Source organism: Anaerococcus prevotii DSM 20548 (genome assembly GCF_000024105.1).
Lineage (GTDB): Bacteria > Bacillota > Clostridia > Tissierellales > Peptoniphilaceae > Anaerococcus > Anaerococcus prevotii.
Map to the genome: position 1 here is coordinate 1,595,795 of NC_013171.1, position 17,963 is coordinate 1,613,757.

The following is a 17,963-nucleotide window of genomic DNA, read 5'->3' on the forward strand; positions in this document are numbered from 1 at the left end:
AAGCTCCCTCTCCCCACAATCTATGATTGCGAGGAGATGTGCTTTTCTAATAGCTTTAAGCTACTGATTTTTCGTAGTTAAGTCTTTTCTTTTCTTGTGATGGTTTTCTAGCTATTAGGTAGATTAGTAAAGCTAGTCCAGCAAATCCAAATATTGTTCCTATGTTGAATATTCTGTATAATATTAGGTTTGCAATATTGTAGAATATCAAGCTTACTAGGTAAGCATAGCCCATTTGGTAAGCTATGGTAAGTGCTGTCCATTTGTTATCTGCCATTTCTGTCTTGATAGCTCCTACTGCTGCAAAGCATGGCATGCATAGCATGTTGAAAAGTAGGAAGGAATATCCAGCTACTGGAGTAGCTAGGGCGTGGTTGAAGGCCATCAAGAGTTCTTGGCTTTCTTCTGTAACTTCTGAACCTAATCCTAGGACAACTCCCATTGTAGCAACTACATTTTCTTTGGCTACAAAGCCTGTGATTGTTGCTACTGTTGCTTGCCATGAATCAAAACCAATTGGTCTAAATATTATGGCAATTGCTGATCCTAATCTTGCTAGTATTGATGTTTCTGCTTCAGCTTCTACTAGGTTAAAACTAAAGTCGAAGTTTGATAGGAACCATATTATAATTGTTGAAAGGAGTATTACAGTTCCTGCTCTTTTAACGTAAGCCTTTGTCTTGTTGTAGACATCTGTAAGCACTGACTTAGCACGTGGTGCATGGTATGGAGGTAGTTCCATGATAAATGGAGCAGGATCTGCTTGTAACTCTTTGAATTTCTTCAATATGATTCCAGATACTACTATGCTTGCTATACCTATCATATAGAAGGAGAAGGAAACAAGGGCTTGGTGTTCTGGGAAGAAGGCTCCAACGATTAATGCTATTACTGGTAGTTTTGCCGAGCAAGGCATAAAGGTCGAAGTCATTATTGTAATCTTTCTGTCCCTATCAGATTCGATAGTCCTTGATGCTTGAACTCCTGGAACTCCACATCCTGTAGCAACCATGGCTGGAATAAATGATTTTCCTGATAGGCCAAATCTCCTAAACATTCTGTCCATGATGAAGGCCACTCTTGCCATGTATCCTATGTCTTCTAGGATGCTTAGGAGGGCAAATAGGACCATCATTTGTGGCAAGAATCCAAGTACAGCTCCCACACCTGCAATGATACCATCTATTACTAGGGAGTGGATTACTGGGTGGATTGATGCTTGATCCATTAGACCTGACACCCAAGGGGTTAGAGTTTCTTCAAAGAAACCATTTACGGCATCTGTTCCTAAGGTTCCTGGACTTTTCTCATAAACTGCCATGAAATAAACTAAGAACATCACTAGGGCAAAGATTGGAAGTCCCCAAATTCTGCTTGTAACGATCTTATCTATCCTGTCAGTTATGGATAATTTTGGTTTTGCCTTGACCAAGACAGCTGTTGACAAATCTTCGAGATTTTCGTATCTTGCGGAAGTGATGATACTTTCTGCGTTATCATCCATCTTTTCTTCAAAGTCTTCTCTGATTTTTGTAACTTCCTTCAAATCATTTGAGTTGATATTGAGATGGTTTAGGCTTTCTTCGTCATTTTCAAACAATTTTATTGCATAATATCTTGATAATTCTTTGTCTAATTTGTTTGAATAATCTTTTTCTATTTTACTTAAAACTTCTTCAAGTTCGTCGTCGAAAACCAAGCTATTTGGCTTAAGATCTCTGTCTTTAAGCTTAACTGTCTCACTAATTAGCTTATCAACACCTTGGCCTTTCATGGCAACTATCTCGACAATAGGACAGCCTAACTTCTTTGAAAGCTTGTCTACGTCAATCTTATCTCCCCTACTTCTTACAATGTCCATCATGTTAAGAGCGATGACAACAGGGATATTTAGCTCTAATAGTTGACTTGTAAGGTATAAGTTTCTAACAAGATTTGAACCATCTACTAAGTTGATAATTAAATCTGGTCTTTCACCTACAAGATATTCCCTACTTACGACTTCCTCCATTGTGTAAGGAGAAAGAGAGTAGATGCCAGGAAGGTCTTCTATGATTATATCTTTGTGGCCCTTCAAAACTCCTTGTTTCTTATCTACTGTAACCCCTGGCCAGTTACCAACTCTTTGGTTTGAACCTGTCAAGGCATTAAATAGGGTAGTTTTTCCAGAGTTTGGGTTACCTGCTAATGCTATTTTGTAAGTCATATTTCTTCAACCCCTATATTCTTCGCATCTTCTTTTCTAATAGTAAGCTCATATCCACGCAAGCTTACTTGGATAGGATCTCCTAAGGGAGCTACCTTTCTTACAAAAACTTCTGTGTTTTTTGTAAGACCCATATCCATGATTCTCCTCTTGGTTGGGGAATCTCCTAAAATCTTTACTACTTTGACAGTCTTACCTATTTCTGTCTTATCTAATGTATTCATTTAACACTCCTTAACCATAATTCGTTTAGCCAAATCCTTGCTTAGAGCAAAGCGGTTGTCATCAATAACGAAAATATAGTTTACTCCATCAAATTTCTGCAAGCTAATGATTCTGCCCTTCGCAAAACCAAGATTGTTCAAATGTTTCCTAATTGAATCTGTCCCCTTGATGGCGACAATTTCGGCTTTTTCACCTTCATTTAATAATGTTACAGGCACTATAACTCCAATCTATTTTTATAGCAACAAACATTTTTTAGATATATTATAATAAATCTAAAATTTACTCTGTTTATTATCTGCTAATAATATATCACAAAACGAAACAATAATCAATATCAAAAGAAAATAATTTTTATTTTCATAGTATTAGCACCTACATTATATGGGTTGAAGCCTTGATTTACCATGATTTGGGAAGGAATTTTATTTTAGACTGTAATGGATGCGAGATGTCTCCTCTGAGGTAGACAGAAGGGGAATTTAAGGTTTTATGAGATGTCTCGACTTCGCTCGACATAAGGGTGATTATGTGATTTACTTTTATTTTTATTATCACTATTACCTTACTTCGACCTTGTGGAGAAGGCTCTTTTAATTTTTTCACTTAAAAAGGAGAAGTTTTTGCTTCTCCTCTTGTTTATTTGTTTACTCTCACATATCCCATTGGGTTATATAGGGCCCAAGAAGTGCTTCTTAGTAGATCTGCTCCGAATATTATTTGGATTTCTTCGTCGTTTAGGGCTGGGTCTATTTTTGTTGATGGGACTGTTATTTCATTATCGTCTATCTTAAATGAGAATTTAGATTCGTAGTTTATTTCTTCTTCGTCTATTTCTAGCATTTTGATAGTCTGTTCTATATCTTTGTTTTCGACTTTGATTCCCTTTCCTATGTTTTCAGAGATTCTTGTAAATGGAAGGGAGCTGTCAAGGGCTGCCTTGTAGGTTCTTTTGTTAAAGATTAGCTTAAATACTAGGAAGTTTTCTCTGGTTTTGGAGCTTTGCTTTTTAAGATCTGAGCTTTGGACTTCCATCCTGCCCTTTCTTAGGTCACCCCTAAAGACAAGTTGGCTTATGATATTCCAGCCTAGGATCATATCTGCTGGAAATTGGTTGCCTGAAGGATCTTTTCCTAAATCTGCTATCTCATCCTTGCATACTACAACTGGCACATCGATAAGTTTAAGGCCTCCGATAGTCATTGAAGAAAGTTTTGCTCTTCTAAATCCTGTCCTTTCGTCAATAGGTTCTTTGTCTATATAATCTATCTCAATTTCTTCTGCTAGACTTTGAGGAATTAGGGTGTTGCCTTTGGTGGCAAACATAGCTGTTACTGGCTTTTTGCCTGCTAGGATTCCTATAAATATAAAGTTTAAGAATTTCTGGTCTGATATTGGTATTGGTGAAAATTCCATGCTGTCTCCTTTTATTTTTCTATTTAATATTATATCATAAAAAAGGATTCTCCTGCTAATTGATGAATTTAAAAGGGGCTGTTGCAGAATGAATAAATCGTACCAATATCATTAGAAGAACCTCCACGGAAAGTCTCACTAAGCCGACGGGCTAATAGCCTCCATCAGTCGGCAGGCGTCATTGGCCTACCGGCCAGGAGAGGTAAAATTTCCTAAGAGAACCTTCTAACGATGGTACGATGATTATTCATAGTTTTGCAAAAGCCCCTTTCTCTTATATTTCTCTTTCCAGTCTTTGGATAAGGGATTCTATCATATCTCTAAATTCAACTAACTCGTTGATTTTTCCTTTGATTTCTGATCTTACCCTTAGGTCGGTGAAGATATTATCAAAGAATACATCGAACATATTATCAGAAAGGCTGTCGGAAATTTCTCCTGGAAGTTCGATATTTATATCTCCTAATTCCTTCCTTAGTCTTTCTATGTCATGTTTTAGCTCATTAATCGCCCTGTTGGCAGATCTTATATGATTTCTCTTCATAAGGCTTGATAGACCTTCTCCGCCCAAGATATCGAGAAAAGACCATCTGTTAGCCTTTTCTAGGCTATCAAGCGCGGAGTAAGTATCTCTTAGGACAATTCTTGCAACTTCTAAGGCTTCTTCTAATTCTTTTTTTCTGTTCATATTCCCTCCTAGAATTTAAAATCCATCTTTTCTTCTCGCATACTTTCGTAGGACTTTTCATTTAGGCTTCTTACATCTTCTTCACTAATCTCCTTTGTTTTGAGCTTCCTCTTGGTAGAGTCTTCTACAAGGGTGTAGATTACTGTAGCTATTGGCATGGATACAAGCATACCGAATATACCAAATAGGCCTCCTCCTACAAATACTGAAAGGAAGATCCAAATCGCTGGTAGTCCTTGGTGTTTGCCTATAACTAAGGGATAAATTATAGATTCTTGAACTTGTTGGATGGCTAGGACAAAGATTAAAAATACTAGGGACTGAGCTGGTGATTGGATGAAGATTAAAATCATTCCAACTCCTGTTGCGATTATTGGTCCAAAGTATGGAATTATGTCAAAGGCTCCGACAAGTATAGATATCATAGCTGGCATTGGTAATCTTAAGATAAGCATTCCTATAAAGCAAATTAATCCAAGGCTTAAGCAAGAAAGTAGCTTTGTTTCTAGGAATCTTGCAAAGGAATTGTATGATAGTTTGGCTATATAGTTGATTTGTTTTACCTTTTCTTCCTCGAAGTTTGCAAGAATAATCTTATTTGTATTAGTTTGGAGGGTTTTCTTGTTAAGTGATACATAAAATGAAAAAATAAAACCCATAACTATTGTTATTATGGTCTGGGAAACTGAGTTTAGGATAGATGAAGTTTTACTCACAAAGCCCCAGTTTTTCCCATCTAAGAACTTTCTTAGTTCGCTAGTTAAGTTGTCTACATTTAGGCTATTTATCTTTGCACTAATTTCTGCACTTACTTCCTTAAAGAGCCTTTGATTATTCAGGTATTCGATTAGCCTATCGAAAAATACCGGGATGTTGTCTATTAGGGAAGTTATAGCATTGGCAAGCTCTGGAATAAGAACTGTAAGGATTAGGGTCACCACAGCGAAAAATATTATCCAGGCCAGTAGCAGAGAAAGAACTGATATGAGCTTCCTGTGCTTATCCTTGTCGATAAATCTACAAAATAACTTCTCTTGGAAAAAGTTCATGGGTAGATTGATGATAAAGGCGATGACTAAACCATAGACAATCGGTCTTAGGACAGAGTATGTAGTAAGGAGTAGTCCCTTTACGCTATCTATGTACCAAAAGCCGAAAAATATTAATATTAGTAAAAATCCCAACTTAAAAATCGGTCTAGTTTTTTCATCTAAAAATTTCTTTTCTTTCATATATGCTCCTAAAACAAAAAGGACTTATGCAAAGCATAAAGCCCCTCCTAAATTTTCTATCCTTAATTTCCGCTAAATCATCATCTAAGATATAATTCAGCAAGGATATTTAAAAAGTCAGAAGGCTATTTGCATAAGTCCAGAAGATCTTAGATATTAGTATCTATTTTGTTCTTCTCTTTCTTTGTTGCTTTCTTTATTTTTCTTTTCGTATTCTTGTTTTGTCATAACATCTACAACGTCAACATTAACAGTTACTACATCAAGTCCTGTCATTTCTTTTATGTTGTTTGTTACTGCTCTTTTGATGTCTTGGAAGATTCTTGTAGCGTTTTTGCCGTATTCGATGATTACATCTAGGTTGATCTTAGCTTCTTTTTCGCCAACTTCAACGCTTACGCCTGCTGTTGATTGCTCTTCACGTCCTGAGAAGAATGATCCAATAGAATCTGCAATATTTCCCTTCATTTCAAGGATACCGTCCACACCGTTGATGGCGATTCTTGCGATTTTGGCAACTACCTTATCTTCAATGATAAGTTTGCTTTCTTCATATTCTAGTTCTCTGCCTTCATTAAGTTCTTCAATTCTGTCTTTTTTCTCTGTCATAATTTCCTCCTATTATTATCTAAAAAATCTTTTCAAAAAACTAATATACCTTAGGTCCCTATCGAAATAGGCTCCTATTGTATAAGCTATAAACATTACAATGTAAATTCCTAAAGTTCTAAAAAACCCGAAGTTAAATAGACAAAAGATGGTAAGGATGCCCAAGATGCATGAGATTAGCTTTGCCTTGTTTCTCCTATAGAAAGCCTGTCTTTTGGCCTTCTCTTCATCTTCCCTATCCATTCTCCTCATTTCCAGGTCATAGACAGTGAATCCATTTTGATTTTCATTTCTTAAATTATCCATCTACTACCTCTTATTTCCTTCCAAACTAGGATCGCTCTTTTCGAAGAGTAGGTCTACATTGATATTAGAAAGTCCTGTAAGCTCGGTCAAAGACCTTCTTATTTCGGATTTCAACTCTTCTGATAGGAGACTTAAGTCCCTATTTCCGTCAACTTGAACCTTAGTTTTTGCATTGATTTTCTCATCTTTCGATAATATCTCAACTCCTGCCTGTAAAGGATCTAAGCCTTTTGCCCTTACAGCTGTCATTACAGTATGCTCGAGGGAGTTTCTCTTGATTAAGATAGATCCAGCCTCGTCTTCTTTGAGATATTCGTAGTCGTTATTAGAAGATATGATTAGGTCAACTATTACTATTATTGCAAATAACAAAAGCAGTCCGCCTACAACCATAACTCCAATTCTTACATTAGGATTTTGTAAATAGTAGAGGATGTCAAATAGCATATCAAGCTTCATGAGTCCTACTGATAGAAAAATAGCACCCAAGAGGATCAATACTACAGTCATTACGGAAAATATTACTCTTTTAAATGTTCCCATAAGCCCTCCTTAGTATATACATACCCCCCTAAAAGGTGCTTTAATCTTTTTTATTCAATTTTTAAGCTTAGTTCAAGCCATGTGTGATCGAGATTTTCTTTTTCCTCTTCGAGGCTTTTGATTTTTGCGAAAGTCTCTGCCACCTTGTCATTATCGTCGTAGAAGCCTTCTGACAGGCTAAGTTCTGTCAAGGATTTGATCTCCTCGTCTATTTCTTCCATACGATTTTCGATATCTCTTATATCGTTTTTGATCTTCCTAAGCTCGCTTTTTTTGATGTTTTCTTTTTGCCTTTGTTTTTTGATTTGAGTCTTGGTGAGAGTCTCCTTCTTTTCATCTTCTAGGCTCATCTCACGAAGCTTTTTCTCGTAATAAGAGTAATTTCCCAAATATTCAACCATGCCGTCGTTTTTCATATCTAAAATCTTAACGGCAATTTTGTTTAGGAAATATCTGTCGTGGCTTATGATAAGGACTGTTCCCTCATAGTCTAGGATGGCGTCTTCAAGGATTTCCTTTGAATCAATATCAAGGTGGTTGGTCGGCTCATCCATCAAGATAAAGTTAGTATCTGATATCATAAGCTTAAGGAGGGAAATTCTCGCCCTCTCCCCACCGGAAAGCTCTCCTATAGTTCTATCTATGTCATTTTCATAGAACATAAACTTGGCAAGGTAGGACCTTATCTCGTAGTTGGTAAGCATAGGATAGGTCTTTGATATTTCTTCAAAGATCGTATTAGCAAGGTCAAGAGACTTTTGTTCTTGGTCGAAGTAGCCAATGTTTACTGATTGACCAATCCTTAGATCTCCCCCGTTTTTACTCTCTTCTCCCATGATTATCCTAAAAAGCGTGGTCTTTCCTACACCATTTTCCCCAATAATGGCGCATCTTTCCTTCCTATAGAGGTCGAAAGAAATATTTGAGAAAATCTCATCCGATCCATAGGATTTTTCGAGGTCCTTTACCCTTAGTACATCCACTCCTGATTGGATACGTGGAGTAAACTTTAAATGCATGGTATCTCTAAGCTCGACTGGCTTTTCGATTCTTTCCATCTTATCGAGGAGCTTTTGCCTAGAGCGAGATTGGGAAATCCCCCTTTTTCTCTTGGACCCTCCCAAGTTTTTTAATCTATCTATAATTTCTTCTTGTCTTTCGATTTCTTTTTGTTGGGACTTGTATTGGTGCAGCCTTACCTCAAGATCCTTTTTCCTCTTGGCCATAAAGGTCGTGTAGTTTCCGTCGTAGGATTCTAGGCGGCCATTTTCCATCATAAATATCTTGTTAACAGTATTATCAAGGAAATACCTATCGTGGCTTATGACTATGACAGAGCCCTTGTAGTTTTTGACGAAGTTTTCCAAAAAACGAATAGCCCCTATGTCTAGGTGGTTGGTCGGCTCATCAAGTAGGATTAGGTCTGGCTTTTCTAGTATCAAGTGAGAAAGCTCAACCCTTGCCTTTTGTCCACCTGAAAGCTCCGAGATATTCTTATCGAAATCCTCCCTAGCAAAGCCCATGGCTGTAAGGGTCCCTTCGATTTCGCTTTTGATGGCATAACCATTGTTATCGGCAAAGCTCTCACTTTTTTCTGTGTAGGCTTTCATTATTGTATCGAGCCTATCCGGGTCTTCTTCTACTGCCATTTGTTTTTCAAGCTCTCTCATCTCTCTTTCAATAGCAAGAAGATTTTTGAAGGCTCCGAGAACAAATTCGTAGATAGTCATATCTGTATCGAGGCTTAATATTTGTTTTAAGTAACCCACCTTTGTGTCATTAGCTATATAAATCTCTCCAGAATCCGGGCTTAGCTCTCCAGTTAGGATATTGAATAAAGTAGTTTTTCCTGCTCCATTCGCCCCAATAAGACCTGCCTTATCCCCCTTTTCGATCCTAAAGCTTACCGAAGAGAAGATATCCTTTAGGGGGTAGGATTTGGCTAGGTTAGATGCTGTTAGGACATTCATCTAAAATATAAAATCCTCTGGGGAATTCATAAAGTAGGTTAGGGTAAAGAGGGACTCGTCTAGATGAACTGATTCAATAACGACGTTGTTTGTAACCTTAAGATCTACTGGAGAGAAGTTCCATATTCCCTTAACTCCACCCTCACAAAGGATATCTGTGATGTCTTGAGCTACTTCTTTTGGTGTTGCGATAATTCCTATGTCTACTTGATTATCCTTTAGGTAGTCTTCTAATTTTTCTACATTGTAGATTTCTACTTCATCATTTGTAGTATCTCCTACAAGCTCAGGGTTTTTGTCAAATACAGCCTTAAATTCATATCCTAGGTCCCTAAATGATTTGTACTTGTAAAGAGCATGTCCTATGTTACCGAAACCTATTAGGACCATGGAGTATTTCTTGTCAACTCCAATAATCTTGGATAATTCGTCGATTAGTTCGCTTACATTGTAACCGTAGCCTTGTTGGCCGAAACAACCGAAATGGTTTAGGTCTTGTCTGATTTGGCTGGCTGTAAGACCAGTGATTTCTGAAAGTTCCTTAGAAGAAACTCTAATGATTCCTTTTTCATTGATGCTTTCAAGATATCTGTAGTACTTTGGCAGCCTCTTGATTACTGATAATGAAATATTTTGCTTAGCCATTTATTCCTCCATTCCTCCATTATTTATGCTTCCATTCTTATCTTCTTCATCTCCTAGAAAATCTAGTGGGTCTTTGTGGGAGTTTAGAATCTTTAAGTCTTCTTCGCTTAGGTCCCTGTCCCTATTTTCCGGAGTTTTTCCTTCAGTGTTTTTTGAATCTTCGGTCTCTTTCACATCTACTGTTTTGTCACTTTCGATGGATTCGTCTTTGTTATCAAGGCTAGTTTCGAGCTTTCTTTGAGGATTGAGCCTTATGTAATTTATAATATGAATAAAATAAACAAGTATCAAAGACGTATAGAAAATCATCTGACTGTGCTTTAGTAAAGCTATGTTAGGCAAGATTATATTTCCGGAAATTTGGGGGATGAATCTTGCTAGGATCACTAGGGAGTGGGCACTTAGGGCGCAAAAGGCCAGCCCTGTAATTATTCCTGTTAGTATGGAAAAGCCCATGGCTTTCTTATCGAATAGGACGATAAGACCGAAAGCTAGCATCATTAGCCAGCTTAGTAGGAAAAGCCCATTCCATAGGAGCCCTACTAGGGCATTGTTGATAAAAACTCCGGCAAGGGTTAGAGCAAAGACTAAAATTGTTGCCAGAGCTATTACTAAACTTAGATTTCTCTCGGTCGTTTTTAGCATAAGAACCTCTAATTATTTTTCTTTGACTTATACCTTAGGTTTGAATCTAGAATTCTTTTTCTAATTCTTAGGTGATTTGGTGTAATTTCGATTAGCTCATCTTTTTCTACAAATTCCATCATCTCTTCAACTGACATTTTTTTGGCAGGTGTTAGCATTATAGCATCATCGCTTCCGCTAGCACGAGTGTTGGTGAGCTTTTTCTTCTTGCAGACATTTACGTCTATGTCAAGTCCCTTGGCGTTCATTCCAACTATAAGTCCTTCGTAGACCTCATCACTTGGTTCGATGAAAAGTTGGCCCCTGGTTTGGGCAGAGTTTAGGCCGTAGGCTGTGGCAATTCCTGTCTCGCTTGCTATTAGACTTCCTACGCTTCTTGTCTCCATATCGCCCTTGTAACGGTCGTATCCTTCGAATTCTGAGTTAAGGATACCTGTACCCTTGGTATCTGTCATAAACTCTGTCCTGTAGCCTATAAGGCCTCTAGCAGGAATCCTGAAGACTAGTCTGTTGTAGCCTGAGCTTGATGGTTTCATATCGATCATCTCACCCTTCCTGCGGCCGAGTTTTTCTATGATAGATCCAGAATATTCTTGGTCTACATCAATTGTGGCAATTTCGATTGGCTCGGTTCTCTTTCCGTTTTCATCTTCCTTAAACATAACTTCTGGCTTTGATACTTGGAATTCATAGCCTTCACGTCTTAGGTTTTCGATAAGAACTGAAAGGTGGAGCTCGCCACGGCCTGATACCTTGAAGGCTTCTGTTGTATCTGTTGCTTCAACTCTTAGGGAAACATCTGTTTCTTTTTCCTTAAGGAGTCTGTCTCTAAGGTGTCTACTTGTTACATATTTTCCATCACGACCTGCAAATGGTGAGTCATTTACAGAAAAGGTCATAGATAGGGTTGGCTCAGAAATCTTGGTAAACTCGATTGGCTCAGAATCACTTTCTGTTCCTATAGTATCTCCTATGTTGATATCTTCCATACCAGAAAGGGCAACGATTGAACCAAACTTAGACTCTTCGACTTCCTTTCTCTCAAGTCCATCGAACTCGTAGATTGTAACAATTTTTGACTTAAGGTGTCTGTCCTTGTCGTTGTAGTTGGTGATTACTGCGTTATCATTTTTCTTAATCACACCGCTTTCTACCTTACCAATTGCGATTCTTCCAAGGTATTCGTTGTAGTCAGTGGTAGAAACTAGGACCTTGAATGGTGCATCTTCGTCTGCCTCAAATGCTGGGGTGTAGTCTATAATAGTATCTAGAAGGTCGGTCATATCTTCCTTGACAGTTCCCTTTTCGTTTGATGCCCAACCATTTTTGGCTGAAGCGTAAACGAAAGGACTTTCTAGGTAGGACTCATCTGCATCCAGACTTATGAAAAGATCTAGGATTTCATCTTCTACTTCGTCAATTCTTTGATCTGGCCTATCTACCTTGTTAATACAGATAATTGCAGGAAGACCTAGCTCGATTGCCTTCTTTAAGACGAACTTTGTCTGTGGCATTGGGCCTTCGTGGCTGTCAACTACAAGGACAACAGACTCTGCCATGTTTAGGACTCTCTCTACCTCTCCACCGAAGTCAGCGTGGCCTGGAGTGTCTATAATGTTAATCTTCTTATCTTTATAGAAAACAGCAGTATTTTTGGAAAGAATTGTGATTCCACGTTCCTTTTCGATAGTGTTTGAATCCATTACTCTCTCATTTACTTCTTGGTTATCTCTAAATAAACCACTAGTCCTCAAAAGACCATCCACTAGGGTTGTCTTACCATGGTCAACGTGGGCTATAATGGCTACATTTCTAATATCTTCTCTTTTCATAAAACCTTCTTTCCTTCTAACAAATTCTATCAATATATTATATCACATGTTAATATCTTATCAATAATAAACGACAAAAAAACATCCTTTTTCGGATGTTAAATATATTTATTTGCAATTTTTTTGTTAATTTATATCTTTTTCTTGAAAATTAGCGCAGCTATTGAGTTTTCTTTTATGATAAGACTATCAGAGATTGCCCTAACTAGCATAAGGCCCCTCCCATGATCTGAGTATAGGTCAGATTCGTTTTCTAGGGGTATACCGCAGCCCTCATCCTTGACCTTGACTAGGCAGTAATCATTATCTACAAGGACAAGACAGTTAATCTTCCTATCGTAGACCTTCTTGTTGCCGTGTTTATAGGAATTGATGATTAATTCGTCTAGGATAAGTCTAATATTGAAGATAAAATCCTTGTCGTCAAAAGTTTTGCTGGCAAGATTTATTGCATCTGTATTAAATTGTTTTATAGAATTAATGTCTGTGTTCATCTGACGTCTTATAATATCCATATCGCTCTCCCTATATTTTTAATACCCAAAAGTCTAAAAAGTATTCTTCTAGCCAAATGATTCTTAAACAATGTTTAAAATTTCCAAATAGTGGTATAATATAAACATAAAACGAATGAAAGGAGACATTCTAATATGAAATACGTATGTACAGCATGTGGATACATTTATGATCCAGCTGAAGGAGATGTAGACAACGGTATCGAAGCAGGTACAGAATTTGAACAACTACCAGAAGATTGGGTTTGCCCAGTTTGTGGTGTTGGCAAAGACATGTTCGAAGCTCAAGAATAAAGATATTAGGGGAAGCCTTGTGTTTCCCTTTTCTTAAGCCTATTTTTAAGGATAGGCTATTACAAACTAGAAGATCCGACTTAAGAAAACGATGTTATTTTCTTCAAAACATGGTATAATATAAGAGGAATTTGAATGAAAGGAGATATTCTAATATGAAATATGTATGTACAGCATGCGGATATATCTATGATCCAGCTGAAGGAGATGTAGACAACGGAGTTGAAGCAGGAACAGAATTCGACCAACTTCCAGAAGATTGGGTTTGCCCAGTTTGTGGCGCTACAAAAGATATGTTCGAAGCTCAAGAATAAGATTATTTAAGGAGGGCCTAGCCCTCTTTTAATTTGAAAATTTTGGGCATAGAAAAACTCCAAGTTACCTTAACTTTAGGCTTGGAGTTTTTATGCTTCTTTCTTTTTGGTCTTTATGACCTTTAGTAATATTACTGCCATTAGAGCTAGGGCAAATACCCCTATGAGATGGATATAAATCCTATCTGCACCTGCTCCCTCATCCTTTAACTCAGCTCTCGTCTTAAGATTTATCTCTTTATTCTTGTCCTTATTATCATTTGGACCGACTTCAAGAACCAGGGTCTCATTTTTTTGATCTTCTAGATAGGTATTGGTAGCTGTATCTTGATTTGAACTTTCTATGTAGGACTCTTCCTGATCTGTTCTCGGACTTGACTCGCCATCAGCTTCCATCTTAGAGTCTTTTTCTAAAGTTTCTACACTTTGCCCTTTACTAGTGCCTACTCCTGGCTTTGGTTTTTCCTTTGTTTCTTGCTTTTTATCTAGCTTATCATGCTCATTTTTTTCAGATTTTGGCTTAAGCTTAGTCTGCCTTGTATTTTCTTTAGCTGGAGCCTTGACTTCCTTGATAGGAGGCTGATTTTTAGCTTTTTCATCATTATTTTCTTCTTTATTAGTCACTTGGTCTGGATTTTCCTTTGGACTTTCTTGATTATCCTGTCCCTTATCTCCAGAAGCCTTATCAGCACCCGACCTAGATTCATCCACTGATTCACTAGGAGTCTTAGTACTTTGAGCCGGCTCTTCTGTAATTATTAACTTGTCTTTCTCCTCTCCAGTCTCACCCTGACTTTCGCTAATTTCTGTAGGATTTTCAGGGCTTTCTCTGTCGGCTAGAGAAATCTGTTCACATAAAAAAATAAGCGATAAGCTAAGGGCTAGACCTAGGAGGATTTTCTTGTACTTTCCCATATTTTCCCCACAATCTCTTACTTATATCTTACACTCTTAAAGAACAATACTCAAATTTCTCACATATTTTAACAAGCTTTCTAGAATAAAAAAAGAGCCAAAGGCTCTTAGTTATTGTCAGATATTTCATCTGTTTGATACCAGCCCTTGCCCATAACTGTCGATGTGTTTAGGACTGTTATAAAGGCTTTTGGGTCTATGTTTTTGATAAATACCCTAAACTTAGGTGCTTCCATCTTGCTTGTAGTGCATAGGTAGACTGTAAAGTCTCTTCCCATATATAGGCCCTTGGCATTAATCACGGTCGCAGACCTGTTTAGGTCATCTTTTATGAACGATCCTACTTCCTCGGTCTTTGATGTTATGATTATAAACATCTTGGCCTGATTCATAGATGAAATAATTATATCTACACAAAGTCCCTTGACAAGGAGACCAAAGATAGAAAATAGTCCAATCTCTATGCCAAATACCCAAATTGAAGCAAATGTAAAGAGCGAATCTACGAAAAGAAGCGACTTACCTACTTCTAGATGGGTATACTTTTTGACTATCATGGCAATGATATCAGTTCCGCCAGAGCTAGCTGCTATGTTAAACAAGATAGCAGATCCAACCGAGCTCATTATGAGGGTGAAAAATAGCTCGAGCATGGTGTTATCAGTAAGGGTCCCATTGATTGGAATAATCTTATCCAAGGCAAGGGCTGCTAGAGAGTTAAGGATTGCAACATAGCCGGTCCTTAAGGTAAATTTCTTTCCCAGAACAAAAAAGGCAATTGCAAGTAGGGTTAAGTTGATAAACAAGGTAAGCTGGGGCCTAGTGAAGGGCACAAACATACTCGCTATGATACTCATTCCCTCGACTCCTCCTATTACGAAGCTGTTAGGATATTTGAAAAAGTGGGTTCCGCAGGCCATAAAGATCGCTGCGAAACTCATCAAAAATATCCTCTTCTGCTTGCTCATAGGGTCGTGATTGTATATCCTCTTATTCCTATCTTCTATATAGGAGTTTATGGAATACTTGCGTTTTTTTTCTTGTGGGCAAGGACCTTCTTGCAATTTTATCTCCTTTAATTATCTGAATAGTTGTCGAAATATCCTTGGATTAGGATAATTGGTGTTCCCTTATCTCCAGAACCACTTGTTAGGTCGCAAAGTGAACCTAAAAGATCTGTGATTTGTCTTGGAGTTGTACCGAGTGTTTCGTTCTTTCCGATCAACTTATCAGCCTTGTGGCTAATTTTTTCTCTAATAGCCTTATCTCTTTCTTCGCCAGAAAGCTCTTCTAGTTCTGTGTCAGCTATATATTTGATCTTGATTTCGTTAGGTGTACCTACTAGGCCATCTGTGAATGCTGGGGAAACAACTGGATCAGCAAGCTCCCAGATTTTTCCTACTGGGTCTTTGAAGGCTCCGTCGCCGTAGATCATAACTTCGATTCGCTTACCAAATTCATCTATTAGTCTTTTTTGTAGGCTATCTACGAAGCTTTGTCCATCTCTTGGGAAGAGTTTAACCTTATTGTCAGTAGATAGGTTAGATCCTAAAAGTCCATAATCTGCGTTAAAGCCAGATCCGTCGATTGATTCAGTCATGATTTCATCAAGTTTTAGTACTTTTTTGGCTCCATTTTCTTCAAGTTGTCTTTTGACAAGATTTCTTGTGTGGATTGAAGATACTAGGACTTGATCAGTGAATTTGAGGACGTCTACAGGATTGTTTAGAAAATGAATTTCTGAGTTTGGTGCAATTTCCTTGTAGAAGTCTGGGTAAGAGATACCAGTAAACTCGTGTTTGTAATCTCCTGCAAGCTTCTTGTACTCATCCATATCGAGCACGTCTTGGTATGGATTTACGTCTGAGTTAAAGAGGTCCATCTCATCCATTAGCCAGTTTCCTACTTCATCTTGTGGGTAGGATAGGCAGATGTGAAGTTTCTTACCTGTTAGGGCGAAGGCCTTCAAGAGAATTGAGAATCTATTTCTGCTTAGGATTGGAAATAGGATTGCTAGCTCATCTCCATCGAACTTCTTGTTGACATCTTCTGCGATTTGTTCTATTGTTACGTAGTTTCCTTGAGCACGAGCTACAAGAGATTCTGTAATGCAGACTACATCCTTATCACGAAGAGTGATATCACCCTTATCGCTTGCTTTTTTTACTACATCGAAAACTGTAGATACTAGATCATCGCCTTCTTTGATTATTGGGGCTCTAAGTCCCATTGATACTGTTCCAATTATTCTTTCCATATTTTAATCCCCTTTCGTTTGAATTATACAATAATTAAATATCCATTACAATACAGCCTAATAAAGAATTTCGTCTTACTTTCAAGGTTTTTCTAGTAAAGGAAAATAGTAAATAAAATTTTTTATATTTTTTAGACAAACGAAAGTTCTCCAATAATTTGTTATTTTTACTAGTATTTCTCGATTTTTTGTAAAACGATATCAAATTTACCTATGAATTCTAAAAAAAGATGCTAAAATTAACTTCTAGCATCAAATTTATGTTTACACTTTGGACATTTGACCTTGATCTTGCCCTTATGCTTGGGAATCCTAAGTTCCTGCTTGCAAGATGGGCATTTGATATACTTAAAGTCCTTGTCCTTCTTGTTTTTCTTCTGTGTCTTTACTTCGCTTTTGATTGGGTCAATGAATTTCTCCTTAAACTTCCTATTCTCCGCTACTCTCTTGTACTTGTTGGTAGATAAAACCCTAAAAAGAGCGTAGGCTACTAAAAGCATAGAGAGTCCGCTTAGTACAGAAGAGTTTGCAAAATAGGATATTAGGCTAAGGATAATCCCTGCCCAAATCAAAAATATGCCGTATTCATCAATTCCTGCTCTATTATTCATCTAAGCCCTCAACTAACTCGTCCATAATCTTGGATATATCTCCTTTTATCACATAATCTGCCCTAGCATCCCTGCTGGTTGGGTCCTTGTTAATTAAAACAAGCTTATTACCCTTGTAGAAATCCAATAGTCCTGCCGCAGGATAAACTACTAGAGAAGTCCCTCCCACTATTAGGATATCGGCATTAGCTATAAGATTTACTGCATAACTAATATTGTTTTGGTCAAGCCCCTCGCCGTAAAGGACAATGTCAGGGCGAACAATCCCACCGCAAGCATCACAAGTTGCCACATCAGCAAAGCCTTTTACATAATCGAGGTCGAAGCTTTTGCCGCACTTGGTGCAATAATAATCACGGAGATTGCCGTGAAGTTCGATTACATTTTTACTTCCTGCTTCTTGGTGGAGGCTGTCTATATTTTGGGTGATAACTCCCTTAAGCTTACCCATCTTCTCAAGCTTCGCAAGAGCTAGGTGGGCCTTGTTTGGCTTTATACCTTCAAGCATGAGATTGTTCTTACAATAGGCCATAAACTCATCTGGATGGTCTACGAAAAACTCATGGCTTAGCATATATTCAGGTGAATACTTGGAGTCATTTTCCCTATTGTAAAGGCCTGTAGCTGATCTAAAGTCAGGCACGCCTGATGCTGTCGATACTCCAGCTCCTCCAAAAAACACTATATTATTGGAATCTTTGATTAATTCTTTAACTTTATTAATTTCTTCCATAAGATCC

21 protein-coding genes are annotated in these 17,963 nt (G+C 37.7%); 2 read left to right on the forward strand and 19 right to left on the reverse strand.

Features of this window, described 5'->3' with window-relative positions; genetic code table 11:
* Window positions 1-55 precede the first annotated feature (55 nt).
* The 14 genes from feoB to APRE_RS07550 form a co-directional block, all read right to left on the reverse strand.
* The gene (feoB, locus tag APRE_RS07485; RefSeq protein ID WP_015778377.1) at window positions 56-2,206 is read right to left on the reverse strand and encodes a ferrous iron transport protein B; all 2,151 of its coding nucleotides are present in this window, start codon (window positions 2,204-2,206) and stop codon (window positions 56-58) included.
* A complete protein-coding gene (locus tag APRE_RS07490) occupies window positions 2,203-2,430 on the reverse strand; it encodes a FeoA family protein (protein WP_015778378.1) in 228 nt (75 codons plus the stop codon). Before APRE_RS07490 ends, feoB begins: the two co-directional genes overlap by 4 nt.
* Entirely contained in the window at window positions 2,431-2,649 is a 219-nt protein-coding gene (locus APRE_RS07495; protein ID WP_015778379.1) for a FeoA family protein, read from the reverse strand.
* 421 nt (window positions 2,650-3,070) lie between these two features.
* Window positions 3,071-3,847 (reverse strand): pepsin/retropepsin-like aspartic protease family protein, encoded by a 777-nt coding sequence (locus APRE_RS07500; protein ID WP_015778380.1) that lies wholly within the window; start codon window positions 3,845-3,847, stop codon window positions 3,071-3,073.
* 274 nt (window positions 3,848-4,121) lie between these two features.
* Window positions 4,122-4,535, reverse strand: a complete 414-nt coding sequence (locus tag APRE_RS07505; RefSeq protein ID WP_015778381.1) for a hypothetical protein — start codon at window positions 4,533-4,535, stop codon at window positions 4,122-4,124.
* 8 nt (window positions 4,536-4,543) lie between these two features.
* On the reverse strand, window positions 4,544-5,767 hold the full coding sequence (locus APRE_RS07510) for an AI-2E family transporter (protein ID WP_015778382.1): 1,224 nt from the start codon (window positions 5,765-5,767) through the stop codon (window positions 4,544-4,546).
* Window positions 5,768-5,923: 156 nt separating this feature from the next.
* Window positions 5,924-6,376 carry an Asp23/Gls24 family envelope stress response protein gene (locus APRE_RS07515; protein ID WP_015778383.1) on the reverse strand — a complete coding sequence of 151 codons (453 nt, stop codon included), beginning with the start codon at window positions 6,374-6,376 and terminating at the stop codon, window positions 5,924-5,926.
* Window positions 6,377-6,391: 15 nt separating this feature from the next.
* A complete protein-coding gene (locus APRE_RS07520; protein WP_015778384.1) occupies window positions 6,392-6,682 on the reverse strand; it encodes a DUF2273 domain-containing protein in 291 nt (96 codons plus the stop codon).
* 3 nt (window positions 6,683-6,685) lie between these two features.
* On the reverse strand, window positions 6,686-7,225 hold the full coding sequence (amaP, locus tag APRE_RS07525; RefSeq protein ID WP_015778385.1) for an alkaline shock response membrane anchor protein AmaP: 540 nt from the start codon (window positions 7,223-7,225) through the stop codon (window positions 6,686-6,688).
* Window positions 7,226-7,275: 50 nt separating this feature from the next.
* Window positions 7,276-9,195, reverse strand: a complete 1,920-nt coding sequence (gene abc-f, locus APRE_RS07530; RefSeq protein ID WP_015778386.1) for a ribosomal protection-like ABC-F family protein — start codon at window positions 9,193-9,195, stop codon at window positions 7,276-7,278.
* Window positions 9,196-9,840, reverse strand: a complete 645-nt coding sequence (locus tag APRE_RS07535) for a redox-sensing transcriptional repressor Rex (protein WP_015778387.1) — start codon at window positions 9,838-9,840, stop codon at window positions 9,196-9,198. It lies immediately after the preceding gene.
* Window positions 9,841-10,485 carry a hypothetical protein gene (locus APRE_RS07540; protein ID WP_015778388.1) on the reverse strand — a complete coding sequence of 215 codons (645 nt, stop codon included), beginning with the start codon at window positions 10,483-10,485 and terminating at the stop codon, window positions 9,841-9,843.
* Window positions 10,486-10,493: 8 nt separating this feature from the next.
* Complete coding sequence (gene typA / locus APRE_RS07545) at window positions 10,494-12,317, reverse strand: translational GTPase TypA (RefSeq protein ID WP_015778389.1); 1,824 nt, start codon at window positions 12,315-12,317, stop codon at window positions 10,494-10,496.
* A gap of 131 nt (window positions 12,318-12,448) precedes the next feature.
* A complete protein-coding gene (locus tag APRE_RS07550; RefSeq protein WP_015778390.1) occupies window positions 12,449-12,832 on the reverse strand; it encodes an ATP-binding protein in 384 nt (127 codons plus the stop codon).
* Window positions 12,833-12,967: 135 nt separating this feature from the next.
* On the opposite strand from APRE_RS07550, the gene rd (APRE_RS07555) reads away from it, so the two are divergent.
* The gene (rd, locus tag APRE_RS07555; protein WP_015778391.1) at window positions 12,968-13,126 is read left to right on the forward strand and encodes a rubredoxin; all 159 of its coding nucleotides are present in this window, start codon (window positions 12,968-12,970) and stop codon (window positions 13,124-13,126) included.
* A gap of 155 nt (window positions 13,127-13,281) precedes the next feature.
* A complete protein-coding gene (gene rd, locus APRE_RS07560) occupies window positions 13,282-13,440 on the forward strand; it encodes a rubredoxin (protein ID WP_015778392.1) in 159 nt (52 codons plus the stop codon).
* Between the two features lie 90 nt (window positions 13,441-13,530).
* On the opposite strand, the gene APRE_RS07565 is transcribed toward rd (APRE_RS07560), so the two are convergent.
* The 5 genes from APRE_RS07565 to APRE_RS07585 form a co-directional block, all read right to left on the reverse strand.
* Window positions 13,531-14,355, reverse strand: coding sequence for a hypothetical protein (locus tag APRE_RS07565; protein ID WP_015778393.1), 825 nt, complete (start codon window positions 14,353-14,355; stop codon window positions 13,531-13,533).
* 107 nt (window positions 14,356-14,462) lie between these two features.
* Window positions 14,463-15,323: a YitT family protein gene (locus APRE_RS07570; protein WP_015778394.1), complete on the reverse strand. Its 861-nt coding sequence runs from the start codon at window positions 15,321-15,323 to the stop codon at window positions 14,463-14,465.
* Between the two features lie 107 nt (window positions 15,324-15,430).
* Window positions 15,431-16,612, reverse strand: coding sequence for a coenzyme F420-0:L-glutamate ligase (locus APRE_RS07575; RefSeq protein WP_015778395.1), 1,182 nt, complete (start codon window positions 16,610-16,612; stop codon window positions 15,431-15,433).
* Window positions 16,613-16,851: 239 nt separating this feature from the next.
* A complete protein-coding gene (locus tag APRE_RS07580) occupies window positions 16,852-17,223 on the reverse strand; it encodes an MJ0042-type zinc finger domain-containing protein (RefSeq protein ID WP_015778396.1) in 372 nt (123 codons plus the stop codon).
* Window positions 17,216-17,956 (reverse strand): NAD-dependent protein deacylase, encoded by a 741-nt coding sequence (locus tag APRE_RS07585; protein ID WP_015778397.1) that lies wholly within the window; start codon window positions 17,954-17,956, stop codon window positions 17,216-17,218. Before APRE_RS07585 ends, APRE_RS07580 begins: the two co-directional genes overlap by 8 nt.
* Between the last annotated feature and the right edge of the window lie 7 nt (window positions 17,957-17,963).